This window comes from Burkholderia sp. AU33545 (assembly GCF_020419685.1).
Classification (GTDB): domain Bacteria; phylum Pseudomonadota; class Gammaproteobacteria; order Burkholderiales; family Burkholderiaceae; genus Burkholderia; species Burkholderia diffusa.
On sequence record NZ_JAIZRQ010000008.1, the window covers coordinates 205,639 to 228,676 of the forward strand.

Consider the following 23,038-nt stretch of genomic DNA (forward strand, 5'->3'; position numbering starts at 1 on the left):
GCGCGACCATCGCGCCCCCGCTGGAGCACAAGAATGGAGACATCCGAACATCCGCAAGCACCGCGATATGCGCGCCGCGCATGGCACGCGCTCGTCGCAGCCCTGTGCCTCGGCTGGTGCGCGCTGTCGTTCGGCGCGGACGGCGCGGCGGCGCTGCTCGACCGTTACCACAGCCTCGGTGCGCAACTGAAGGACAACGCGTTTCACCGGCCGCTATACCTCGAATCGTCGGAGGCGTCGTCGTCGCTGAAGGGCGACATCTACGCGGTCGTCGACTATCCGTTTTCCGTCGTGAACGGCAAGCTCAACGATCCCGCGCAGGGCCCCGCGAACTGGTGCGCGGTGCTGATCCTGCACCTGAACACGAAGTACTGTCACGCGTCGACCGGCAGCGACGGCCCGGTGCTCGACGTGAACCTCGGCCGCAAGATCGAGCAGAAGCTGTCGGATACCTATCGCGTGCAGTTCCGCTACCGCGTGGCCGCCGCGACGCCTGACTATTTTCAGGTCGACCTGACCGCCGACAGCGGCCCGATGGGCACGAAGGACTACCGGATCGCGCTGGAGGCCGTGCCGGTCGGCGCGTCGCGCACGTTTCTGCACCTGACGTATTCGTACGGCTTCGGCGCCGTCGGCCGCATGGCGATGAAGACCTACCTCGCGACGGTCGGCAGCGACAAGGTCGGGTTCACGGCAGCCAGCGGCGCATCGGCGACGCAGCCGCAGTACATCGGCGGCGTGCGCGGATTGCTGGAGCGCAACACGATGCGCTACTACCTCGCGATCGACACGTATCTCGCGACGCTCGACAAGCCGCTCGACCAGCGCCTTGCGCGCTGGTTCGACGCGACCGAGCAGTACCCGAAGCAACTGCACGAAGTCGAGCGTGGCGCGTATCTGCAGATGAAGGCACAGGAGGTGCAGCGGCAGCAGGCGGCGCGATGACGCCGCCTGCTGCCGGCCTGCTCGGCGCCGATCAGTTCGACGCGCCGCCGACCGTGCGAATGCTGTGCCACTGCCCCTGTTCGACGCGGAACAGCGTGTAGGGCGGCTTGATCAGGTCGCCGCGTTCGTCGAACGAGATCTTCCCCGTCACGCCCGTGACCGACACCCCCGGCAGGCTCGCGACGATCTTGCCGCGGTCGACCGAATCGGCCTTGCGAACGGCCGCGATCATTGCGAGCGCCGCGTCGTACGCGAACGGTGCATACAGCTCGACGTCCTGGTTGAAGCGCGCCTTGTAGCGCTGCGCGAACGCGATCGCGGACGGCAGCTTGTCGAGCGCCGGGCCCGGCTCGAGATCTTGCGTGCCTTCGCCCGCGTTGCCGGCGATCTTCAGGAACGCATTGCTTTTCAACGCGCCGGCGCCGAACAGTTGCGCGCGGATGCCGAGCGAGCGCATCTGCTTGACGAGCATCGCGCCCTGTTCGTCGAGGCCGCCGAAGAACAGCAGGTCGACGTTGTTGCTCTTCATCGTCGTCAGGATGCCGCGTAAATCGACGGCCTTGTCGTTCGTGTATTCGCGGCCGACGATGCTGCCGTGCGCGTCCTTGACGCCTTTCTCGAATGCGTCGGCAAGCCCCTGGCCGAATGCGGTGCGATCGTCGATGATGCCGATCCGCTTCGCCTTCAGCTGCTCGACCGCGAAGCGGCCGGCCACCACGCCGCCGACGCCGTCGTGCCCCATCGTGCGGAACACGTTCTTGAAGCCCTGCATCGTCAGTTGCGGATTGGTCGAGCCGGGCGTGATCATCGCGACGTTCGCCTGCTTGTAGACGGCCGACGCGGGGATGCTGCAGCCCGAGTTGTAGTGGCCGATCACGCCGTCGTCGACGAGTTTCTGTGCGACGTGGATCGCGATGCGCGGATCGTCCACGGTAGCGACGATACCGCGTGCAACGGCGAAGGCTGCCGGTTCGCTCCCCGTGTCGGGCAGACCGACGTCGGTGCCCGCACCGGGCGCAGGTGAACAGCCGCAGCGCGTTGCGCCAACGGGCAGCGTCCGCATCTCGTCCCGAGCCCTTCATCTTCGGCTCGCCGCCGCCCGTGCCGCACGCCCCATCGCTCTCGCGCCATCTTCATGGCGGTGCAGCTCGGGCCGCCTCGACCTTTTCCCGTCTGGCCGGTCGGGCATGACCAGCCAGCGCCCGCGGCGCTGCGCGTCAAGTCGTATTGCTCTCCGGTCGCCGCTCTCCGCCCCTGATTCGTAAGACGTACAGTTCGCCCGAAGCCGCAAATTCGCGACGAACTGTACTCTTCTGTGCGTGTCCGATGTGTGTACTCTGCGTCAACTGTTCTGCTCTTAAGATTCCATCATCAAGTGCACAGTGCCGCAGGCCCAGACATCACGGGCCTTCCGGCGCATCTTCAAAAGCGAGCCACTGCGATGGAAAAGGCAAAACCCGAGGGAGCAATCAGGCATCACGACAGCCTGGTCAGCAGGCAGCACACGCACGGAACGGGCGTGCACGGGGCGGCGGCGCGCATGCGCTGGGCGGCGGGGAGCACGCGATGAAGCTCTACGAAAAACTCGCGGACGACATCGAACGTCTGATCCGCCAGGGCGTGTACCGGCACGGCGACCGGATTCCGTCGGTGCGGCAGGCGAGCCAGCAGCACCGGATCAGCATCACGACCGTGCTGCACGCGTACCTGTTGCTCGAAAGCCGCGGGCTGCTGGAAAGCCGTCCGCAGTCGGGCTACTTCGTGAACCTGCGTCGCGACGACAACCATGCGCCGGTGCGCGAGCTGCGGCCGTCGAAGCCGATCGCGATTTCGTCGTCGGTCGACATGAGCCGGCTCGTGCTGTCGACGTTGCGCTCGATCGGCACCGACGACGCGGTGCCGCTCGGTTCGCCGTATCCGGATCCGAGCCTCTTTCCGTTCGAGAAGCTGAACCGCTACGCGTATGCGGCCGGCCGGGACAAGTCGCTGTGGGGCGTGACCGACGGGCTGCCGCCCGGCCATCCGCGCCTGATCCGGCAGATCGCACGGCGCTACCTGGAAAACGGCATGTCGGTCGACCCGAACGAGATCATCGTGACGGTCGGCGCGACGGAGGCGATCAACCTGTGCCTGCAGGCGGTCGCGAAACCGGGTGACACGATCGCGGTGGAGTCGCCGACGTTCTACGCGATGCTGCATGCGATCGAGCGGATGGGGATGAAGGCGATCGAGGTCGCGACGCATCCGGAATACGGGATCGATATCGCCGCGCTGGCGGCAATCGCAAAGTCGCAGCCGATCGCCGCGTGCATGGTGATGCCGAATTTCCAGAATCCGCTGGGCTTCCAGATGCCCGACGAGCGCAAGCGCGAACTGGTGGAATTCGCGACCCGCGTCGACATGCCGATCATCGAGAACGGTGTGTATAACGAACTGTATTTCGGCGAGTCGCATCCAGGCACGCTGAAGTCCTACGACCGCAACGGGATCGTGCTGCATTGCGCATCGTTTTCGAAGAGCCTGACGGCGGCTTACCGGGTCGGCTGGGCGTTGCCGGGCCGGTATCGCGATCAGGTCGAGAAGCTGAAGTTCCTGAACACGCTGGCCACGCCGTCGCTGCCGCAGCTCGCGATCGCCGAGTTTCTCGAACGCGACGGCTACGAGCATCACCTGCGGCGCTTGCGCAAGGCGTATGCGCAGCAGGCGAACCTGATGCGCGCGATGGTGTCGCGATTCTTCCCTGAAGGCACGCGCATCTCCAGCCCGGCCGGCGGCTACGTGCTGTGGGTCGAGTTGCCGGTGCAGGTCGACGCGATGCGGCTGTATCAGCTCGCGCTGGAGCAGGGAATCACGATCGGCCCCGGCTACATGTTCTCGATTACCGACAACTACCGGAACTTCATCCGGCTGAACTACAGCAGCCCATGGTCGCCGGAGATCGAGCGGGCGGTGATCGCGGTCGGGAAGCTCGCGGCCTCGTGCGTGCGATGAAGTGAAGGCCGGTGCGCGTCGCACGCACCGGCCGAAATGGTGTCGCGCGGCGATCAGCCGGCCCTCGCGCGCAGAAACCCGGACACGCGCGCGAGGTGCATCGCTCCGGTCGAGCGCGTGATGCTCAGCGACTGCCGCGCGCAACGGCCAGCAAGATCCCGAATCCGACGAGAAGGACACCGAAGGTCCGGTCGATCCAGTGACGTAAGGATAACAAACGATCGCGGACGGCCCGGGCGGAGAAGCAGGCGGCCACCAGGCTGAACCAGCCCGCATGCGCCAGCGCGATGAACAAGCCGTAACCGATCTGCACGATCAATGGCGTGTCGGGGCGAACGGCCTGCATGAACAGGCTGACGATGAACACGGTGGTTTTCGGATTCAGCGCATTGGTCAGGAAGCCGGTGCGCAGCGCCGCCAGATCGGACAGCGGCGCGGCAGGCGTTGCGGGCTGTCCGCGCGCGGGCCTGGCTGTGAGCATCTTCGCGCCGAGGTAGATCAGGTAGATCGCCCCGAGGAGCTTCACGGTATTGAAGAGCCACAGGGATTGACGGATCAGCAGTCCGACGCCGAGCAGCGTATAGCTCACGTGTACCGTCACGCCCAGCCCGATCCCCCATGCGGTGAGCAAGCCCGACCGGCGCGACAGCATCAGGCTGTTGCGCGTGACCATCGCGAAATCCGGCCCCGGGCTGATGACCGCGAGTAAAGTGATGGTGACTACGACTATCCATTCCGTCATTGCATCGTCCTTTTGATTTTCACCGTGATGCGCCAATATTAGGGATCACGGTTCACCAGGAAAAGCGATGATTTCTGACCAAGATGGTGAGTTGGAGTCACAGAATGTTCGCGCCAGTCTGCCGTCGCTGATAGCGCTGCGCTGCTTCGAGGCGGCGGCGCGCCATGAGCATTTCAGCCGCGCCGCCGACGAATTGCACGTGACGCACGGCGCCGTCAGTCGCGCGGTGCGCCTGCTCGAAGACGATCTGGGCGTGGCGTTGTTCGAGCGGCGCAGTCGCCGTGTGTTCCTGACCGATGCGGGCCGCAAGCTGGCGCAGGCCGTCTATGAAGGTCTGCATCTGATCAGGCAGACCGCGCATGAATTGCGGACCGAGGCGGCTCGTGCGCAGCGTTCGGTGCTGTCGTGCGAACCCACGCTGCTGATGCGCTGGCTGATCCCGCGCTGGCCGAACTTCCAGGCAATGTACCCGGGCGTCGACATCCACCTCGCCGCGGCGGGTGGCCCGTTCTCGTTCGACCACGGCATCGACATGGCGATCCGCCGCAACGACTTTGCGTGGCCCGACGGTTATCACGCGGAGAAACTGTTCGCTGAAAGGGTGGGTCCGGTGTGCCGGCCCGACAAGGTGGACAGGTGGTTTTCCGGCAGCCGGGACGGTCGCGCGCTGAAGCGCGGCGCGCCGCGGCTGCATGCCCGGACACGGCCGGACGCATGGAAGGAATGGGCGGCGGCCGCGCATCGACCGCCGGGCAGCGGGCGCGGGCAGGTGTTCGACCATTTCTACTTTAGCCTTCAGGCGGCCGTCGCGGGGCTGGGTGTCGCAATCGGTCCGTGGCATCTCGTTCGCGATGACCTCGAGAGCGGTGTGCTGGTCGCGCCGATGGGTTTCGTCGAGGACGGCTCGCACTATTGTCTGCTGACGCCGGCGCCCGTGAAGGACGGGAGCGCGCAGTGGGCGCTGCGCGATTGGCTGAAGACGATGGTCTGACGCGTGAGCCGGATCGATGCGCGATGCCGGCAGCATAAAAAAATGGCGCCGCAGGCATTCAGCCCGTGGCGCCATTGCGTGTCGCCACGACGGGCACAGCCCGCCGTAGCTCGACCGCATGCTTAGATCTGCACGGTGTCGGCGACTTCCTTGAAGTCTTCGATCTGGTCGAAGTTCATGTACTTGTAGATCTTGTCGCCGTTGGCATTGAGCACGCCCATGTCGGCCATGTACTCGTCCTTGGTCGGGATCCGGCCGAGACGCGAGCAGATTGCCGCCAGTTCCGCCGAGCCGAGGTACACGTTCGTGTTCTTGCCCAGACGGTTCGGGAAGTTGCGGGTCGACGTCGACATCACCGTCGCGCCTTCGCGCACCTGCGCCTGGTTGCCCATGCACAGCGAGCAGCCCGGCATTTCGGTGCGGGCGCCGGCCGTGCCGAACACGCCGTAATGACCTTCTTCCGTCAGTTGCTTCTGGTCCATCTTGGTCGGCGGCGCGACCCACAGCTTGACCGGGATGTCGCGCTTGCCTTCCAGCAGCTTCGATGCGGCACGGAAGTGACCGATGTTGGTCATGCACGAACCGATGAACACTTCGTCGATCTTCGCACCGGCGACGTCGGACAGCGTCTTCACGTCGTCCGGATCGTTCGGGCACGCAACGATCGGTTCATGGATGTCGGCCAGGTCGATCTCGATGACGGCCGCGTATTCGGCGTCGGCATCCGGCGACAGCAGTTGCGGGTCGGCCAGCCACTGCTCCATCGCCACGATACGGCGCTGCAGGCTGCGCGGATCCTGATAGCCCTGCGCGATCATCCACTTCAGCAGCGTGATGTTGCTGTTGAGGTACTCGATGATCGGTTCCTTGTTCAGGTGCACCGTGCAACCGGCTGCCGAACGCTCGGCCGATGCGTCCGACAGTTCGAACGCTTGCTCGACCTTAAGATCGGGCAGGCCTTCGATTTCGAGGATGCGGCCCGAGAAGATGTTTTTCTTGCCTTGCTTGGCGACCGTCAGCATGCCCTGCTTGATCGCGTACAGCGGAATCGCGTTGACGAGGTCGCGCAGCGTGACGCCAGGCTGCATCTTGCCCTTGAAGCGGACCAGCACCGATTCCGGCATGTCCAGCGGCATCGTGCCGGTGGCGGCCGCGAACGCGACCAGGCCCGAGCCTGCCGGGAAGCTGATGCCGATCGGGAAGCGCGTGTGCGAGTCGCCGCCGGTGCCGACGGTGTCGGGCAGCAGCATGCGGTTCAGCCACGAGTGGATCACGCCGTCGCCCGGGCGCAGCGCGATACCGCCACGGGTGCTGATGAAGTTCGGCAGCGTCTGGTGCGTCTTCACGTCGACCGGCTTCGGATAAGCGGCGGTGTGGCAGAACGACTGCATCACGAGGTCGGCCGAGAAGCCGAGGCAGGCCAGATCCTTCAGTTCGTCGCGGGTCATCGGGCCGGTGGTGTCCTGCGAGCCGACCGAGGTCATCTTCGGTTCGCAGTACGTGCCCGGACGCACGCCCTGGCCTTCCGGCAGACCGCATGCGCGGCCGACCATCTTCTGCGCGAGCGAGAAGCCCTTGCCGCTGTCGGCCGGCTGGTGCGGCAGGCGGAACAGCGTCGACGGTGCGAGGCCAAGCGCTTCACGTGCCTTCGCGGTCAGGCCGCGGCCGATGATCAGCGGAATGCGGCCGCCGGCGCGCACTTCGTCGAACAGCACGTCGGACTTGACCTGGAATTCGGCGATCACGTTGCCGTCCTTCAGCGCCTTGCCTTCGTACGGGCGCAGTTCGACCACGTCGCCCATGTTCATCTGCGACACGTCGAGCTCGATCGGCAGCGCGCCGGCGTCTTCCATCGTGTTGTAGAAGATGGGGGCGATCTTGCCGCCGAGGCACACGCCGCCGAAGCGCTTGTTCGGGACGAACGGGATGTCTTCGCCGGTGAACCACAGCACCGAGTTGGTGGCCGACTTGCGCGAGGAGCCGGTGCCGACCACGTCGCCCACGTAGGCGACCAGATGACCCTTTTCCTTCAGCGATTCGATGAACTTGACCGGGCCGCGCTTGCCGTCTTCTTCCGGCGTGATGCCCGGGCGCGCGTTCTTCAGCATCGCCAGCGCGTGCATCGGGATGTCCGGGCGGGTGGTGGCGTCCGGGGCCGGCGACAGGTCGTCGGTGTTGGTTTCGCCCGTGACCTTGAACACGGTGATGGTCAGGCTTTCCGGCACTTCCGGACGGCTCGTGAACCATTCGGCGTCGGCCCAGCTCTGCAGCACGGCCTTCGCGTGCGCGTTGCCCTTGTCGGCGAGTTCCTTCACGTCATGGAACTGGTCGAACATCAGCAGGGTTTTCTTCAGTGCGTCGGCAGCGACGGCCGCGACTGCGTCGTCGGACAGCAGCTCGATCAGCGGCTGGATGTTGTAGCCGCCCAGCATCGTGCCGAGCAGTTCGGTCGCGCGCTCGCGCGAGATCAGCGGGCAGGCCGTCTCGCCCTTTGCGACGGCGGCCAGGAAGCCGGCCTTCACGCGCGCGGCTTCGTCGACGCCGGCGGGGACGCGGTGGGTGATCAGGTCGAGCAGCGTCTGCTCTTCGCCTGCGGGCGGGTTCGCCAGCAGTTCCACCAGTTCGGCGGTTTGCTGAGCCGTCAGCGGCAGGGGAGGAATACCGAGCGCGGCGCGGGCGGCCACGTGAGCACGAAAGTTTTCAAGCATGGGGGGACCTGCTGAGATTGCGTTTCAGGGGAAGGGCTTTCCAGGCACGCCGAGGCTGCTGTTCCGGACACTGCTTCACTGCTTGGACGGGATTCTAATCCCAATATGGTCACGCGTCAAATGTCTTATGTCTTATATAAGAGTTGATTGTGGAACGTCGAGAAACGAGTGCTGTCGCGGCGCACCTTGCGGAAGAATTCGGCGGATTAGGTAGCGGCGTGGTGCAGGGAGTGACCGCGGATCGGGGCGCTGTGGGACGTACGCACGTCGCAGATGAGGCATTCGCTCGACCGGCGCGATTTCATTATGTGGAAAATCCAGGGGCGTACCGGTCGAGGTCAGGAAGCTTCAGGATCCCAACGGATGACGAGCGCGACGAGCAAGATAGAGCACGATGAAGACACCGATGCCGATCCAGGCGGTCTCGACCGGCGGCGACGTCCGAAAAGCGCCCATCACGGTGGTGTGCGCGGTGAACACGGCGAGTGCGAGCAACTTCGCGCTGATCACGCCGCAAATGTTGGCGCGTCGTCGATCGTCGGCGGCGCGGGTAAGTACAGCGCCTTCGTCGCTGCAACCTCGTCGGTCAGTCGAACCACGAGTTCCCGCGGCCCGAGCACTTTCAACTCCGCACCATATCCAAGCAGCTTCCGCGCACCGTGCTCGATCGAGGTTTATTTTCCGCACGTGATCCGGCTGATGGGCCTCGAAGAGACGCCGGATCATCCCGCGGCACAGGCCGCACGCGACGAAGCGCGGCAATACTGTCGACGCATGGAGCGCGTGCTGGCGGACCGGGAATTCCTCGCCGAAAGCTATTCGTACGCCGACATCGCGTTCTACATGGCGCAGTTGTTCGGCGCGCGCAAGGGCGCGCCGATGACGGCGGAGACACCGAACCTGCTCGCCTGGCGCGAACGGATGACCGCGCGTCCGGCCGTGCGGAAAGTGGCCGGTGCGATGGCGGATTATCTCGCTTCGATCGACCATCCGGTTCCGGATTTTCTTCGCGGGCTCTATTAGCCACCCCGTTGCGCATCGAGCGGCTACGATCTGTCAGTCGCCGCTGGATGTGCACGAATCACCCGCCTGTCACCGGCGGAAAGAACGCCACCTCGCTATCCTCCCGCACGACGAATCCGCCGGTCACCATCTCGCGATTCACGGCCGCGCGCACGGGCCGGTCTATCCGCAGCGCTTCACCACTGCGCGCGTCGCGTGCGGCGAGCGTGGCGCGCAGCGCGTCGACGGTGAGCTCATGCGCATCGATCTGGATCACTTCCTCGTCGGTATCCAGTTGTTCGCGAATGCTCGCAAAGTATTTGATCGTCAGTTTCATTTCGATGTCCCGAGCGAAATCGGTGAAGTCGGTGAAGTCGGTGATATCGGCGGAATCGGAAAGGCATTGGCCGGCACGTTCATCCCCATCGACGCATCGCCTGATCGTCATGCGCCTTCGGCTCGACCCAGCCGGCCACGCCGTCGTGCCGGATCTCCTTCTTCCAGAAGGGCGCGTGCGTCTTCAGGAAGTCCATGATGAATTCGCACGCATCGAACGCCGGCGCGCGATGCGCGGCGGCCACCACGACGATCACGACCGCGTGGCCGAGCGGAATGCGCCCGACGCGATGCACGATCCTGACCGCCTCGAGCCGCCAGCGCGCGCTGGCTTCCTCGACGATGCTCCACAGCGCCTGCTCGGTCATCGTCGGATAGTGCTCGACTTCCAGCGCGATCACGTCGTCGACGTCGCCTTCGTTGCGCACGACACCGAGGAAATTCACGACCGCGCCGACATTCGGATTGCGAATGAACGGCGCGATCTCGGCGCCGGCGTCGATCGTCGCGTACTGCACACGCACCTCGAATCCGGCTGCGATCGCCGGCGGCGGCTCGGTGTGTGGGTCGACGGGTTCGGAATGTCCGCCGTCACGCGACGGATCGTCGGATGACGCGGCACGGGATTCGGTGAATCTGGTCATGACGGTTCTCCAGTAGGCGGTGCGCTCCGCTTCGCGCGGCAGCCCGTCAGCCGCCGACGAGCGACATGCGCACGATCGGATGGGTCTTGCCCGACGGCCTGGCCGCACGCGTGGCCCGCCGTTCGGAATAGCGGTCGTCGCGCCGCATCCATCGCGCGCGCACGGTGTCGGCAAGGCGGTCGATCGATTCGGCATCGTCGAGCCACGGCCGCAGGTCGGTGCCCTGCATCGCGAACAGGCATGTATAGAGCTGGCCGTCGGCCGACACGCGTGCGCGCGAGCACGTGCCGCAGAACGGATGCGACACGCTCGCGATGAAACCGACGTCGCCCGCGCCGTCGATGTGCCGGCAGCGGATCGCGGTGGCATCGTGTCCCGGTTCGCCGACGAGCACGAGCGGATAGCTCGCTTCGATGATTTCGCGCATCCGCGCGGCCGGCACGACCTTGTCGCCGGACCACGCGTTCGCGCCGCCGACGTCCATGTATTCGATGAAGCGCACGGCCACGCCGCTATGACGGAAGTGGCGCACGAGCGGCAAGATCTGGCCGTCGTTCGCGCCGCGCTCGATCACGGCGTTGACCTTCACGGGCGCGAGCCCGGCCGCCTGCGCGGCCTCGATGCCGGCCAGCACGCGCGCCACCGGCACGTCAGTGTCGGTCATCCGGCGGAACACGGCATCGTCGATCGCGTCGAGACTCACGGTCACGCGCGACAGGCCCGCATCGCGCAGCGCGCGTGCCTTGGCGGCGAGCAGCGAACCGTTGGTCGTCAGCGCGATTTCGACTGGCTTGCCGTTGACGGTCGTCAGCGTCGCCAGCCGTTCGATCAGCGCTTCGAGGTTGCGGCGCAGCAGTGGCTCGCCGCCGGTGATGCGGATCTTTTCGACGCCGAGCGAGACGAACGCGCGCGCGATCTTCTCCATTTGCGCGAACGACAGTCGCTCGGACGACGGCATGAACGCATAGTCGGAACCGAAGCTGTCTCGCGGCATGCAGTAGCCGCAGCGGAAATTGCACCGGTCGATGACGGACAGCCGCAGATCGCGCAGCGGCCGCGCGAACGTGTCGAGCGGGCGGGAGAAGGCACCGGGCGATGCGCTGCCGGATTCGGCGGCGGCCGGCGCGGAAGCGATGGCATTCACGATGGGTTCGTCTGCCTGCAGGAAGTGAGCGGAACGGCGTCGCCGATCGGCCATGCGTGTGCCGACGTGTCGGCGTACGGGTCGTGACGAGCCTCATCGTGAGGATAGGTCGCCGGATTCCATCGGCAGAGACACAATCCCGCCTGGAATACAGGAATACAGTTCGTCATTCTGGATGCGCGAAAGGTGGGCATGGCGAGCCGCCGCATGCTCATGTTCGTGCTCATGCGAGCCAGTGCCCGAAATCGTAATACGGCACGGCGTCGCCGCGTGCGATGCGTCGGCCGGCCGGCAGCCGTGCGAGCCCGGTCGCCTGCAGCAGCGATTGCAGCGTGCCGGCGCCTTGCTGCCGCAGTGTGTCGAGGACGGGCGCGCCGGTGGCGTCGATGGTACGGCGCACGCGCACGAAGCGTTCGCGCTGCGCATCCGGTTCGGCGTCGATGTCGATCGGCAGCGACGGTACGGCCGGCAGGCAGTCGTCGCGTCCCTGCAGACAGCGGATCAGCGGCGCGACGAACAGCGCGAAGGCGATCATCGCCGCGCCCGGATTGCCGGGCAGCAGCACCACGGGCCGTTCGTCGAACCGCGCGAGCGCGACGGGCTTGCCCGGTTTCATCCGCACGCCCGACACCACGAACGACGCGCCGAGCGCGGTCAGCGCGGGGCGCAGCAGGTCCTTGTCGCCGACCGATGCGCCGCCGACGCAGACAACCAGATCGCAGCGCGCGGCCATTTCGCGCAGTGCCTGATCGACGGCGGCCGGCGTGTCGGCGGCGTGTTCGCTCGCGGTGACGCCGGCACCGGTTCCCGATACCAGAGCCGCGAGCATCGGCGCGTTGCTGTTGTAGATCTGCCGGGGCGCACGCGGCTCGCCGCACGGGACGAGTTCGTCGCCGGTCGTCAGGATGCCGACCCGCAGCGGCGGCCGCACGGCGATGCGCGCGCAACCCTGCGCGGCTGCGACGCCGACGTGCATCGCGCCGAGCCGCACGCCGGCAGGCATCAGCAGGTCGCCCGCGCGCACTTCCTCGCCGCGGCGGCGGATATGCGATCCGCTGCGCTGCGGTGCGTCGAACGTGACGCCGCCGTCCTGCTCGCGCGCGTGCTCCTGGATCACGACGGTGTCGGCACCGGGCGGAATCAGGCTGCCGGTAAAGATCCGCGCTGCCGTGCCCGGTGCCAGCGGCGACGGCGCGTCGCCCGCGTAGCAGCGCTGCGCGACGCGCAGCGGCTCGCCGTGTTCGAGGTCGGCGTGACGGACCGCATAGCCGTCCATCGCGCTCTGGTCGGCGGGCGGCTGGTCGAGCACGGCGGAGAGCGGCGTGGCGAGCACGTGGCCGGCCGCCTGCTCGACCGGAATGGAGACGGCCGCATGCGGCGGCGCGAACGCGGCGGCGAACTGCCGTTGGGCGGTATCGAAATCGGTCAGGGGTTTCATCAAGCGGTGAGCGCATGCGGTTGCGCACGCGTTGGTTCGGGTAGCGGGAGCGCGTCGGGCGACACGTATTCGACGAAGCCGTCGTTGCGGCAGAAGCCGAGCAGCCGCACGCCGGCTTCGCGCGCGACGTCGATCGCGAGCGACGTCGGCGCCGAGATCGTCGCGATCATCGGGATGCCGACGCGCGCCGCCTTGCGCACGAGCTCGTAGCTCGCGCGGCTCGACAGGAACACGAAGCCCGCGCTCAGGTGGGCGCGACGCCGCGCGAGCCAGCCGATCAGCTTGTCGAGCGCGTTGTGGCGGCCGACGTCCTCGAAGACTTCCTGAACGGCGCCGTCGCTGTCGCACCATGCGGCCGCATGGATGCCGCCGGTCGCCCGCATCAGCGGCTGCCGCTGCGGCAACGCGCGGGCCGCGCGCGCGACGGCGTCGGCACCGATGCCGGCCGCCGCACCCGCGGCCGCGATGCGCGGCGGATGGAGGTCGAGCTGCGCGATGCTTTCGATCCCGCAGACACCGCAGCCGGTGCGGCCGGCCAGCGCGCGCCGGTGTTCCTTCAGCGCCATGAACGCCTGCTGCGATACGGTCAGCCGTACTTCGGCGCTGGTCGGCCGATATTCGCTTTCGATGTCGAAGACGTCCGACGCGCGCTCGACGATCCCTTCGCTCAGCGCGAAGCCGAGGCCGAACGCGTCGAGGTCGATCGGCGTCGCCATCATCACCGCGTGTGCGATGCCGTTGAACACGAGTGCAACCGGCGTTTCGTCGACGACGCGATCGACGGTGTCCCATGATTCGCCGGCACGATGACGCGTCACGTGACACGCGCAGCTCCCGGCCGGATCGTCGGGGCTGTCGTTGGGCTCCATGCTGTTTTCTCCTGGGAGATCGCTCGGCGCGTGCGCCGAGCGATGGGCGCGAATTATGCCGGGGTGGTGCGCGGTGTCGCGCCGGCTCGCCACCGGCAGGCTACGAGTCGATGGTACGGGCGTTCGGCCGTGCGGCGGATGCACAGCGTCGCGGTGCGGAAAGCAGTACAGCTGAGGGCCTCGCGGCCCCGCAACGGGTTTTCCGTACACACATCTTCGGCCCAGGGGAAAGCACAGTTTCAGCGCACGTTCGCGCGATTGCGAGTATCGTCGGAAACGCGATATCGTCATTCACGCTTCGTTGCCGTGCCTCGCGATCCGTCCACGCTTGCACGTGCCGTCGCGAAGCCGTCGCGCGACTTCCTGCTTCGAGCTGACGTTCTCACAACCACGAGCACATTACGGTCATGGAAATCTTCGATGCGTTCCATCTCGCCCGATTGCAATTCGCGTTCACGGTGTCTTTCCACATCGTGTTTCCGGCGATCAGCATCGGCATGGCGAGCTTTCTCGCGGTGCTGGAATGGCGCTATCTCGTCACCGGCGATGCCGCCTACAAATCCATGTTCCAGTTCTGGTCGAAGATCTTCGCGATCGGCTTCGGGATGGGCGTCGTCTCCGGCGTCGTGATGGCGTACGAGTTCGGCACGAACTGGGCGGGCTTCTCGCGCGTCGCCGGCAACATCACGGGCCCGCTGCTCACGTATGAAGTGCTGACGGCGTTCTTCCTCGAAGCCGGCTTTCTCGGCGTGATGCTGTTCGGCTGGCAGCGCGTGAGCCCGCGCGCCCATTTCTTCGCGACGCTGATGGTCGCGGTCGGCACACTGATCTCCACGTTCTGGATCCTGGCGTCGAACAGCTTCATGCAGACGCCGCAGGGCTACAAGATCGAGAACGGTCTCGTCGTGCCGGTCGACTGGTTCAAGGTCGTCTTCAATCCGTCGTTCCCGTACCGTCTCGTGCACATGACGATCGCGGCGTTCATCGTCGCGGGCTTCATCGTCGCCGCGTGCGGCGCGTGGCACCTGCTGAAGGGGCGCCGCGACGAGCCCGTGAAGCGCAGCTTCTCGATGGCGCTGTGGATGCTGCTGCTGCTCGCACCGATCCAGATCGTCGCCGGCGATGCGCACGGGTTGAACACACGCGAATACCAGCCGGCGAAGATCGCGGCGATCGAAGGGCTGTGGGAAACCGAGAAGGGCGGCACCGCGCTGAACCTCGTCGGGCTGCCCGACATGCAGGCCGAAACCACGCGCTATTCGATCCAGGTGCCGCACCTCGGCAGCCTGATCCTGACGCACAGCTGGGATGGCGAAATCCGCGGGCTGAAGGAATTCCCGCCGCAGGACCGCCCGTATTCGCCAATCGTGTTCTGGACGTTCCGGATCATGGCGGGCCTCGGGATGCTGATGCTGCTGACCGCGCTGCTCGGGCTGCTGCTGAGAAAGGGCGGGCGCCTGTATGAAACGCGCTGGTTCCAGTGGTTCGTGGTGGGCATGGGGCCGTCGGGTATCGTCGCGCTGCTGGCCGGCTGGATCACGACCGAGGTCGGGCGGCAGCCGTGGACCGTGTACGGCGTGCTGCGCACCGTCGATTCGGTCGCGCCGCTCAGCGCGCAGCAGGTCGGCGTGTCGCTGCTGATCTTCGTGGTCGTGTATTTCCTGGTGTTCGGGACGGGTATCTACTACATGATGAAACTGATGAAGCGCGGGCCGGCCGCCGAGGCCGGATACATCGAGCTGCACCGGCATCCGGGGCTGCGCAAGAGCGCGCTGTCCACGCCGCTGAACGTCACCGAAGCGGAGTAAGCCATGCACATCGATCTTCCTGTCGTGTGGGCCGCGATCATCGGCCTCGGCGTGTTCATCTACGTGATGCTCGACGGCTTCGACCTCGGCATCGGCCTGCTGTTTCCGTTCTTCGACGCGAAGGCCGAACGCGAAGTCATGCTGAATACCGTCGCGCCGGTATGGGACGGCAACGAGACCTTTCTCGTGCTCGGCGGCGCGGGCCTGTACGGCGCGTTCCCGGTCGTGTATTCGACGCTGCTGCCGGCGAATTACCTGCCGCTGGTGCTGATGCTGGTCGGGCTGATCTTCCGCGGCGCGGCGTTCGAGCTGCGCGCCAAGGCGACCCGCACGCAACACATGTGGGATCTCGCATTCATCGGCGGCTCCGCGCTCGCGGCGCTCTGCCAGGGGATCGTGCTCGGTTCGCTGCTGCAGGGCATCAAGATCGAGAACAACCAGTTCGCGGGCGGGCCGTTCGACTGGCTGTCGCCGTTCAGCCTGTTCTGCGGGATCGGCGTGCTAGTCACCTATGCGGCGCTCGGCTGCGGCTGGCTGATCCTGAAAGTCGACGGTGAGCTGCAGCGCAAGATGCGCATGCTGATGAAGCCGCTCACGGGCGTGCTGCTCGCGGTGATGGGCGTTGTCAGCCTGTGGACCGTGATCGGGCTGCCGGCCGTCGCGCATCGCTGGTTCGGCAGCGGCAACCTCGGCTGGTTCCTGCCGGTGCCGATCCTCGTTGTCGCGTGCGTGTGGGGCATCTTCCACACGGTCAAGCGCGAGCACGAGGCGACGCCGTTCCTGCTGACGCTCGCGCTCGTGTTCCTCGGCTACACCGGGCTCGTGATCAGCATCTGGCCGAACATCGTGCCGCCGTCGCTGACGATCTGGGACGCGTCGTCGAGCCATTCGAGCCAGCTGTTCGCGCTCGTCGGCACCGTGATCGTGCTGCCGGTCATCCTCGTGTACAACGCGATGCAGTACCGCGTGTTCCGCGGCAAGGTTCGCGAGGGTGACGCCGGCTATCACTGACCGGCGCGCTCCGGTGACGGGGCAGGGTGTGCGCGGGCGTATCATCACGCGCAAGCGCGGTGAATCGCGTCACCCGGCCCGGTATCGACCGGACAGCGGCCCGCCACGCGCGGGCCGCTGCACATCGGGCGACGGTGATTCGCATTGCGTATTTCATCGGCAGTCGAGACAACACCATGATCGTCAGACCACGACAAAACTGGCTCAGGATGCTGTTCGTATGGAACGGCTCCGTGCTGCAGTCGATCATACCGCAACTCGTGTTCATGGCGATCGTCAGCACGCTGGCGGTCTTCACGAACGGGCGCATCTTCGGCGAGAAGATTCCGCTGAACACCGCGCCGTTCACGCTATTCGGGCTGGCACTCGCGATCTTCCTCGCGTTTCGCAACAACGCGAGCTTCGAGCGCTTCAAGGAGGCGCGGCTTTTGTGGGGCAACCTGCTGATCGCGGCGCGCACCGTCACGTCGCAGCTGCGGCGCTACCTGCCCGACAGCGTCGGCGACGCGGAGCGCAACCGGCTCGCCGATCTGCTGATCGCGTTCACGTATGCCTTGAAGCATCAGCTGCGTCATACCGATCCGGCGCAGGACCTGCAGCGCATCCTTGGCGCCGAGCGCGCCGCCTTGTTCGCGCACAAGTGCTATCAGCCGGTCGCGATTCTCGATGACCTGCGCGGCGGAATCGTCCGCGCGCTGGGCCGCGCGCCAGGCAGCGAAGCAACGTGCTGGATGTTCGATGCGCAACTGGCCGAGTTGGGCAAGGCGGTGGGCGGCTGCGAGCGGATCCTGACGACTCCGATCCCGTTTTCGTACAGCGTGCTGCTGCATCGCACCGTCTATGCTTATTGCGTGCTGCTGCCGTTCGGCCTCGTCGATTCGACGGAATTCTTTACGCCGCTCATTTGCGTATTCATCTCGTACACGCTGATCGCGCTCGAAGCGATCGCAAACGAGGTAGCGGAGCCGTTCGGCCTCGCACCGAACGCGCTGGCGCTCGATGCGATGGCGCGTACGATCGAGCGGTCGGTGCTCGAGCTGGGCGATCGCGCGATGCCGGAGGAGTTCGTGCCGGCGTCGACGTATCAGATCACATGAGCGGCACCGCGACGCGCGCAGTGGCACGCACGATCGGAAGCACTTCACATGCGCATCTACGTGACGTGCATCTTCGTCGATGATCTCGAACCGGTCGATCATTTTCCGGGGCGTCATGACGGCGTGAGGTGGCGTGCGCGCTGATGACGGCGAAACGATCGCGCCGGCGCGACATTGGCGGAGTGGACTTAGGAAGTTTGTGTAGACTCGTGCTCGTTCAATGGAGCCAACAATGCACCTTCTCGACCACGTGTCCATCGGCGTTCCGGATATCGACCAGGCACGCCCTTTCTACGACGGTGTCATGGCCGCGCTGGGCGCGACCAGGGTTTATGACCGCGGTACCGCGCTCGGTTACGGCGAACGTTGCAGTGCCACCGACACTGCATCGACCTTCCTGGCGATTTATCTGGACCCCGCCGAAGTCGGGGCGAGCAAGCGACACTGGTGCTTCAAGGCGGCTTCCCGCGAGCAGGTGCATGCATTTTTCGAGGCAGCGCTGTCGGCGGGCGGGCGGCCCGACGGCGACCCCGGCTTGAGGCCGCACTATCACGCCGACTACTATGCGGCCTTTGTCGTCGATCCGGCCGGCAACCGGATCGAGGCGGTATGCCACGCTGCGCCATCGGCCCACGAGCGGCCGTGACCGCGCGCGCCGACAACTGATTGCCAACGGCACGGCGTTGTGCCGTTGGGTAGCTGACGAGCGCCGCGCCGGCATGCCGCCGCGCCTCGCCGCCCGGTCGCGTTTGCCGCGCGTGGCTCAATCGAAGTACGTCAGCCCCATCGCGCCCTTCACCTCGGCCAGCGTCGCGCCGGCCACCTCGCGCGCATGCATCGTGCCGCGCTTCAGGATCGCCATCACCTCCGCCTTGTCCGCCTCGAATTCGCGACGACGCGCACGGATCGGCTCGATCAGCGCCTGCAGCCGCTCGTTCAGCACGCGCTTGACGACGCTGTCGCCGAGTCCGCCACGGCGATAGTGCGCCTTCAGTTCGTCGACTTTCTGCACGTCGGGCTCGAACGCGTCGAGGAACGTGAACACGACGTTGCCTTCGACCTGGCCGGGATCGCTCACGCGCAGGTGGTTCGGGTCCGTGTACATGTCCTTCACGGCCTGCGCGATCTCGTCGGGCGTCGAGCCGAGCGTGATCGCGTTGCCGAGCGACTTGCTCATCTTCGCCTTGCCGTCGATGCCCGGCAGCCGCGTGACCGCCGACAGCACGGCCTCGCATTCCACCAGCACGGGCTTGTCGACCGTCGCGTTGAAGCGGCGCACGAGTTCGTTGGTCTGCTCGATCATCGGCAGCTGGTCGTCGCCGACCGGCACGTGTGTCGCCTTGAACGCGGTGATGTCGGCCGCCTGGCTGACGGGATAAGTCAGGAAGCCGGCCGGGATGTCGCGCTCGAAGCCGCGCAGGCGGATCTCTTCCTTGATGGTCGGATTGCGCTCGAGGCGCGCGACCGTCACGAGGTTGAGCAGGTATTGCGACAGCTCGGCGAGCTCGGGCACCTGCGACTGGACGACGATCGTCGAGATCGCCGGATCGATGCCGACGGCCAGGTAGTCGAGCGCGACCTCGATCACGTTCTCGGTGACGCGCTGGCGGCGGCCCATGTTGTCGGTCAGCGCCTGCGTGTCGGCGAGCAGCAGGAACTGCGTCGCCTCGTGCTGCATCTGCACGCGTGCGCGCAGCGAGCCGATGTAATGGCCGAGATGCAGCGGGCCGGTCGTGCGGTCGCCGGTGAGGATGGTCGGTTGGGTCGGGTGCGTCATGGTGTGAATTGGCTCCGGATTATCGAAGCCACCAGCCATGACGTGAGCGCAGAAACGACAATGCCGCCATGGCTGGCGGCATCACGTTCGGGACATGCAAAAGGAAACGGGCCGCCTGGGTCAGGCGCGCCACCAGCGATGCACGTTCGGCGAGGCAGGTTTGGTTTGCATTGCGCGAGTATAGCGTAGTGCGGGGATGGGCGTTGCGTCAGCGCAGGACCGACTCCATCGCGAGATAGGCGGTTTCTGCCGACGGCCACAGCAGGTACAGCAGGCCGGCCATCAGCAGCAGCGCGCCGGCGCGTGCCAGCGGCGTGCGGTCCATGTCGTTCAGGGTGCGGATGTGCTGCTTCAGTTTCTTCATGCTTGCAGGCGCGACGTGCGCCACTCCAACGGTTGCTGCACCGGGTCGCGTGGAGCGACGCCGGGGTGTTGCGGGCTTCAACGGGGGCTGGGTGCGTTTGGGGCACCGTGTCGTCTGGGCGGGCGGCCGGGCTGGCCGATCGCGGGCATAAAAAAGGGACGGTTGAACGTCGTTTGGCTGCCGTCCACGCCCAGGCGACGGGCATCCTACCAGTTCGGCGGTGTGGACAAGGTCAAGAATTGTCGGGACAGGGGCCGCAAGGGCAGCGTCGAGTCGTCGAGACGGCTGCCAGCCCGGGCTGTCGTCGTCCAGATGCAGCGATGCAATTTTTCCTGCCCGACGATCGTAAGGTATCCGTCGGCCGATTGCATCAAGGACCGGGCTGCCTCGTCAGACGGGTGCGCAACTGCCGTCGTCGGCGGTGCGATAAGCGGATCGTTCGACGCGATGAAAGGGAGCGGCCGCCGCATCGGATGCAATGCGGCGGCCGGGGAGAGGGTGACGAGCGGCGGCGGGCAGATTCAGGTTCGTGGCGTGCCGTACGTCGCGAACCTGCCCGCCCGCGGATTACACGACAGCGGAACGTGCGACCCGCACCGGCACCGACTTGTACGACGGCGTGCCGCTTTCCTTGTCGATGTAGTCGAGCGGCACGAGCACGTTCGCTTCCGGGTAATACGCGCCGACCGACCCCGGCGCGATGTCGTACTCGATCGCCGTGATCTGCTCGAGGCGCAGCGTGCGGCCGGATGCGGTGATCGTCTCGATGTCGACGAGGTCGCCGTGTTCGAGCCCGTACTTCGCGAGATCGGTCGCGTTCATGAACAGCACGTCGCGCCGCCCGAACACGCCGCGATAGCGGTCGTCGAGCCCGTAGATCGTCGTGTTGTACTGGTCGTGGCTGCGCAGCGTGATCAGCCGCAGCACCTGCTCGGCGCCGAGCACGTCGGCGTCTTCCTTAACGCCCTTGTAGACCGAAAACATCGCCTTGCCGGTCGGCGTGGGCCACACGCGCTCGGTGGGCGGCAGCGGCAGGCGGAAGCCGCCCGGCGCGCGGATCCGCTCGTTGAACGCCTCGAAGCCGGGCACCGTCTTGTCGATCAGGTCGCGGATGCGGTCGTAGTCGGCAATCAGGTCGAGCCACGCGACCTTGCTGTTCGGCAGCGTCGCGTGCGCGATCCCCGCGACGATCGCGGGCTCCGAGCGCAACTGGTCGGACGCCGGCTTGAGCTTGCCGGCCGACGCATGGACCATCGACATCGAATCCTCGACGGTGATCGACTGCCGGCCGCTCGCCTGCATGTCGAGCTCGGTGCGGCCGAGCACGGGCAGGATGTAGGTTTCCTTTGCCACCAGAAGATGCGAGCGGTTCAGCTTCGTGCCGAGATGCACGCTCAGATCGAGCTTCGCCATCGCGGGGAACGACAGCTCGGGGTCGGGTAGCGCGACCGCGAAGTTGCCGCCGAGGCACAGCAGCGCCTTGGCCTGGCCGTCGATCATCGCCTGCATCGCCTGCACCGCGTCGTGCCCGTGATGCGCGGGCGGCTTGAAGCCGCACACGTCCTCGATCTTTTGCAGGAACTCGGCCGACGGCTTCTCGGTGATGCCGACCGTGCGGTTGCCCTGCACGTTGGAGTGGCCGCGCAGCGGGCATATGCCCGCACCGGGCTTGCCGAAGTTGCCGCGCATCAGCAGCAGGTCGGCGATCAGGCGCACGGTCGCGGTGCCCTTGTTGTGCTGCGTGACGCCCATCCCGTACGTGACGATCGTCGCGTTCGACTTCGCATAGGCGAGCGCGACCTGCTCGAGCTGCGCCTGGCTCAGGCCGCTCGCGCGCTCGATGTCGTCCCACGACGTCGCCTGCAGGTCGGTGGAAAACGCGTCGAAGCCGTCGGTGTGCTGCGCGATGAAGTCGCGGTCGAGCACGTCGCCGCGCTCGGCCTCGAGCTGCAGCAGCGCCTTCATGATGCCTTTCAGCGCGGCCGCGTCGCCGCCCGCGTCGACCTGGTAGTACGTCGATGCGATGCGCGTCGAGCCGAACGACGCCATCTCGATCATGTCCTGCGGATCCGCGAAGCGTTCGAGCGCGCGCTCGCGCAGCGGATTGAACACGATGATCGGCACGTTGCGGCGCGAGCACTCGTGCAGCGTGCCCATCATCCGCGGGTGGTTCGTGCCGGGGTTGTGGCCGATCGAGATGATCAGCTCGCAATGGTCGAAGTCCTCCAGGGACACCGTGCCCTTGCCGATCCCGATCGACTGCGGCAGGCCGACGCTGGTCGGCTCGTGGCACATGTTCGAGCAGTCGGGGAAGTTGTTGGTGCCGACCTCGCGCGCGAAGAGCTGATACAGGTACGCGGCTTCGTTCGACGCGCGGCCCGACGTATAGAACTCGACTTGCTCGGGTGGCAGCGCGCGCAGCACCTCGCCGATGCGCGCGAATGCGTCATCCCATTCGACCGCGCGGAACGTGTCGGTCGCGCGATCGTAGACGAGCGGATGCGTGAGCCGGCCCATGTTCTCCAGCTCGTAGTCGGACATCCGCAGCAGCGACGATACCGTGTTCGCCGCGAAGAACTCGGGGGTCACGCGTTTGGTCGTCGCTTCCCACGTGACAGCCTTCGCGCCGTTCTCGCAGAACTGGAACGTCGACTTGTGTTCCTTGTCGGGCCATGCACAGCCGGGGCAGTCGAAACCGTCGGGCTGGTTGGTCCGCATCAGCACGATCGGCGCTTCGATGGTTTCCATCTGCGTGCGCACGGCCTCGGCAGTCGCGCGAAGCGCGCCCCAACCGCCAGCGGGCCCATCGTACTTCCTGATGCCTGGCACCTCGCGTCGATTTGTCATGTGAATCTCCATGAGCCGGACCCGCTGCGGGGTGGCTCGGGTTGCGCCGCGTCGCGGCGTGAGGCGGCTCCGTCCGGCGAACGGAGCCGGTCATGCGCGCCCGTGCATCCGGGCCCGTCGAGTGTCAGTGCGCATCCATCAAAATAGCGAATCGGCCCATGGCCTCCAAGACACAGTTCGGCATCGGCCCGGCCGGGAATTGCACCCTCACATGCGTGTGCTCGGGAGACGCAAGGAGTACAGACGAGCGCGCATGCGGGTGCCGCGTGCGGGACACGGAAAGGTGGCGGCGTGCGACGCGCGCGAAGCGCGGTGCGACAGTGG

Annotated in this window: 18 protein-coding genes and 1 pseudogene; 8 read left to right on the forward strand and 11 right to left on the reverse strand. The window is 66.2% G+C overall.

What is annotated here, in order from left to right; translation table 11 throughout:
- Nucleotides 1-33 precede the first annotated feature (33 nt).
- Nucleotides 34-945, forward strand: a complete 912-nt coding sequence (locus LGM71_RS26030) for a hypothetical protein (RefSeq protein ID WP_124625519.1) — start codon at nt 34-36, stop codon at nt 943-945.
- Between the two features lie 31 nt (nt 946-976).
- On the opposite strand, the pseudogene LGM71_RS26035 reads toward LGM71_RS26030, so the two are convergent.
- Nucleotides 977-1,873, reverse strand: a pseudogene (locus LGM71_RS26035) (branched-chain amino acid ABC transporter substrate-binding protein); the annotation flags it as partial.
- A gap of 638 nt (nt 1,874-2,511) precedes the next feature.
- Between LGM71_RS26035 and LGM71_RS26040 the strand changes: the two are divergent.
- Nucleotides 2,512-3,936 (forward strand): PLP-dependent aminotransferase family protein, encoded by a 1,425-nt coding sequence (locus LGM71_RS26040; RefSeq protein WP_124901537.1) that lies wholly within the window; start codon nt 2,512-2,514, stop codon nt 3,934-3,936.
- Between the two features lie 124 nt (nt 3,937-4,060).
- Here the strand turns inward: LGM71_RS26040 and LGM71_RS26045 are convergent, their stop codons facing one another.
- The gene (locus LGM71_RS26045; RefSeq protein ID WP_226117329.1) at nt 4,061-4,678 is read right to left on the reverse strand and encodes a LysE family translocator; all 618 of its coding nucleotides are present in this window, start codon (nt 4,676-4,678) and stop codon (nt 4,061-4,063) included.
- Nucleotides 4,679-4,745: 67 nt separating this feature from the next.
- Between LGM71_RS26045 and LGM71_RS26050 the strand changes: the two genes are divergently transcribed.
- Nucleotides 4,746-5,669 (forward strand): LysR family transcriptional regulator, encoded by a 924-nt coding sequence (locus LGM71_RS26050; protein ID WP_226117331.1) that lies wholly within the window; start codon nt 4,746-4,748, stop codon nt 5,667-5,669.
- Nucleotides 5,670-5,791: 122 nt separating this feature from the next.
- On the opposite strand, the gene acnB is transcribed toward LGM71_RS26050, so the two are convergent.
- Nucleotides 5,792-8,377, reverse strand: coding sequence for a bifunctional aconitate hydratase 2/2-methylisocitrate dehydratase (acnB, locus tag LGM71_RS26055; protein WP_124625504.1), 2,586 nt, complete (start codon nt 8,375-8,377; stop codon nt 5,792-5,794).
- A gap of 273 nt (nt 8,378-8,650) precedes the next feature.
- On the opposite strand from acnB, the gene LGM71_RS26060 reads away from it, so the two are divergent.
- Nucleotides 8,651-9,400 carry a glutathione S-transferase family protein gene (locus LGM71_RS26060; protein ID WP_226117333.1) on the forward strand — a complete coding sequence of 250 codons (750 nt, stop codon included), beginning with the start codon at nt 8,651-8,653 and terminating at the stop codon, nt 9,398-9,400.
- Between the two features lie 58 nt (nt 9,401-9,458).
- Here LGM71_RS26060 and moaD read toward each other — a convergent pair whose 3' ends face one another.
- The 5 genes from moaD to fdhD form a co-directional block, all read right to left on the reverse strand.
- Nucleotides 9,459-9,716, reverse strand: a complete 258-nt coding sequence (gene moaD / locus LGM71_RS26065) for a molybdopterin converting factor subunit 1 (RefSeq protein ID WP_124625502.1) — start codon at nt 9,714-9,716, stop codon at nt 9,459-9,461.
- Between the two features lie 79 nt (nt 9,717-9,795).
- Entirely contained in the window at nt 9,796-10,359 is a 564-nt protein-coding gene (locus LGM71_RS26070; protein ID WP_124625499.1) for a molybdenum cofactor biosynthesis protein MoaE, read from the reverse strand.
- A 46-nt stretch (nt 10,360-10,405) separates the two neighbouring features.
- Nucleotides 10,406-11,524, reverse strand: coding sequence for a GTP 3',8-cyclase MoaA (gene moaA / locus LGM71_RS26075; RefSeq protein ID WP_226117507.1), 1,119 nt, complete (start codon nt 11,522-11,524; stop codon nt 10,406-10,408).
- A 202-nt stretch (nt 11,525-11,726) separates the two neighbouring features.
- Entirely contained in the window at nt 11,727-12,941 is a 1,215-nt protein-coding gene (gene glp, locus LGM71_RS26080; protein ID WP_226117335.1) for a gephyrin-like molybdotransferase Glp, read from the reverse strand.
- Nucleotides 12,941-13,810: a formate dehydrogenase accessory sulfurtransferase FdhD gene (gene fdhD / locus LGM71_RS26085; RefSeq protein WP_226117337.1), complete on the reverse strand. Its 870-nt coding sequence runs from the start codon at nt 13,808-13,810 to the stop codon at nt 12,941-12,943. The genes glp and fdhD overlap by 1 nt, the downstream gene beginning before the upstream one ends.
- 407 nt (nt 13,811-14,217) lie before the next feature.
- On the opposite strand from fdhD, the gene LGM71_RS26090 reads away from it, so the two are divergent.
- From LGM71_RS26090 to LGM71_RS26105, 4 genes are all read left to right on the forward strand, one after another.
- On the forward strand, nt 14,218-15,618 hold the full coding sequence (locus tag LGM71_RS26090) for a cytochrome ubiquinol oxidase subunit I (protein WP_059605895.1): 1,401 nt from the start codon (nt 14,218-14,220) through the stop codon (nt 15,616-15,618).
- Between the two features lie 3 nt (nt 15,619-15,621).
- Nucleotides 15,622-16,629, forward strand: a complete 1,008-nt coding sequence (cydB, locus tag LGM71_RS26095; protein WP_226117339.1) for a cytochrome d ubiquinol oxidase subunit II — start codon at nt 15,622-15,624, stop codon at nt 16,627-16,629.
- Between the two features lie 176 nt (nt 16,630-16,805).
- Nucleotides 16,806-17,726: a bestrophin family protein gene (locus LGM71_RS26100; protein ID WP_226117341.1), complete on the forward strand. Its 921-nt coding sequence runs from the start codon at nt 16,806-16,808 to the stop codon at nt 17,724-17,726.
- Between the two features lie 232 nt (nt 17,727-17,958).
- On the forward strand, nt 17,959-18,372 hold the full coding sequence (locus LGM71_RS26105; protein ID WP_226117344.1) for a VOC family protein: 414 nt from the start codon (nt 17,959-17,961) through the stop codon (nt 18,370-18,372).
- A gap of 117 nt (nt 18,373-18,489) precedes the next feature.
- On the opposite strand, the gene trpS is transcribed toward LGM71_RS26105, so the two are convergent.
- The 3 genes from trpS to LGM71_RS26120 all read right to left on the reverse strand — a co-directional run bounded on the left by trpS (nt 18,490) and on the right by LGM71_RS26120 (nt 22,714).
- Nucleotides 18,490-19,503, reverse strand: coding sequence for a tryptophan--tRNA ligase (gene trpS, locus LGM71_RS26110; protein WP_059605907.1), 1,014 nt, complete (start codon nt 19,501-19,503; stop codon nt 18,490-18,492).
- 208 nt (nt 19,504-19,711) lie between these two features.
- Nucleotides 19,712-19,867 (reverse strand): hypothetical protein, encoded by a 156-nt coding sequence (locus LGM71_RS26115; RefSeq protein WP_170296427.1) that lies wholly within the window; start codon nt 19,865-19,867, stop codon nt 19,712-19,714.
- Nucleotides 19,868-20,434: 567 nt separating this feature from the next.
- Nucleotides 20,435-22,714, reverse strand: a complete 2,280-nt coding sequence (locus LGM71_RS26120; protein ID WP_226117346.1) for an FdhF/YdeP family oxidoreductase — start codon at nt 22,712-22,714, stop codon at nt 20,435-20,437.
- Between the last annotated feature and the right edge of the window lie 324 nt (nt 22,715-23,038).

Bases quoted from the DNA above. Each gene is read 5' to 3' on its own strand.
- LGM71_RS26030 (WP_124625519.1), top strand. From the start codon at position 34: ATGGAGACATCCGAACATCCGCAAGCACCGCGATATGCGCGCCGCGCA.
- LGM71_RS26040 (WP_124901537.1), top strand. From the start codon at position 2,512: ATGAAGCTCTACGAAAAACTCGCGGACGACATCGAACGTCTGATCCGC.
- LGM71_RS26045 (WP_226117329.1), bottom strand. From the start codon at position 4,678: ATGACGGAATGGATAGTCGTAGTCACCATCACTTTACTCGCGGTCATC.
- LGM71_RS26050 (WP_226117331.1), top strand. From the start codon at position 4,746: ATGATTTCTGACCAAGATGGTGAGTTGGAGTCACAGAATGTTCGCGCC.
- acnB (WP_124625504.1), bottom strand. From the start codon at position 8,377: ATGCTTGAAAACTTTCGTGCTCACGTGGCCGCCCGCGCCGCGCTCGGT.
- LGM71_RS26060 (WP_226117333.1), top strand. From the start codon at position 8,651: ATGAGGCATTCGCTCGACCGGCGCGATTTCATTATGTGGAAAATCCAG.
- moaD (WP_124625502.1), bottom strand. From the start codon at position 9,716: ATGAAACTGACGATCAAATACTTTGCGAGCATTCGCGAACAACTGGAT.
- LGM71_RS26070 (WP_124625499.1), bottom strand. From the start codon at position 10,359: ATGACCAGATTCACCGAATCCCGTGCCGCGTCATCCGACGATCCGTCG.
- glp (WP_226117335.1), bottom strand. From the start codon at position 12,941: ATGAAACCCCTGACCGATTTCGATACCGCCCAACGGCAGTTCGCCGCC.
- fdhD (WP_226117337.1), bottom strand. From the start codon at position 13,810: ATGGAGCCCAACGACAGCCCCGACGATCCGGCCGGGAGCTGCGCGTGT.
- LGM71_RS26090 (WP_059605895.1), top strand. From the start codon at position 14,218: ATGGAAATCTTCGATGCGTTCCATCTCGCCCGATTGCAATTCGCGTTC.
- cydB (WP_226117339.1), top strand. From the start codon at position 15,622: ATGCACATCGATCTTCCTGTCGTGTGGGCCGCGATCATCGGCCTCGGC.
- LGM71_RS26100 (WP_226117341.1), top strand. From the start codon at position 16,806: ATGATCGTCAGACCACGACAAAACTGGCTCAGGATGCTGTTCGTATGG.
- LGM71_RS26105 (WP_226117344.1), top strand. From the start codon at position 17,959: ATGCACCTTCTCGACCACGTGTCCATCGGCGTTCCGGATATCGACCAG.
- trpS (WP_059605907.1), bottom strand. From the start codon at position 19,503: ATGACGCACCCGACCCAACCGACCATCCTCACCGGCGACCGCACGACC.
- LGM71_RS26115 (WP_170296427.1), bottom strand. From the start codon at position 19,867: ATGAAGAAACTGAAGCAGCACATCCGCACCCTGAACGACATGGACCGC.
- LGM71_RS26120 (WP_226117346.1), bottom strand. From the start codon at position 22,714: ATGACAAATCGACGCGAGGTGCCAGGCATCAGGAAGTACGATGGGCCC.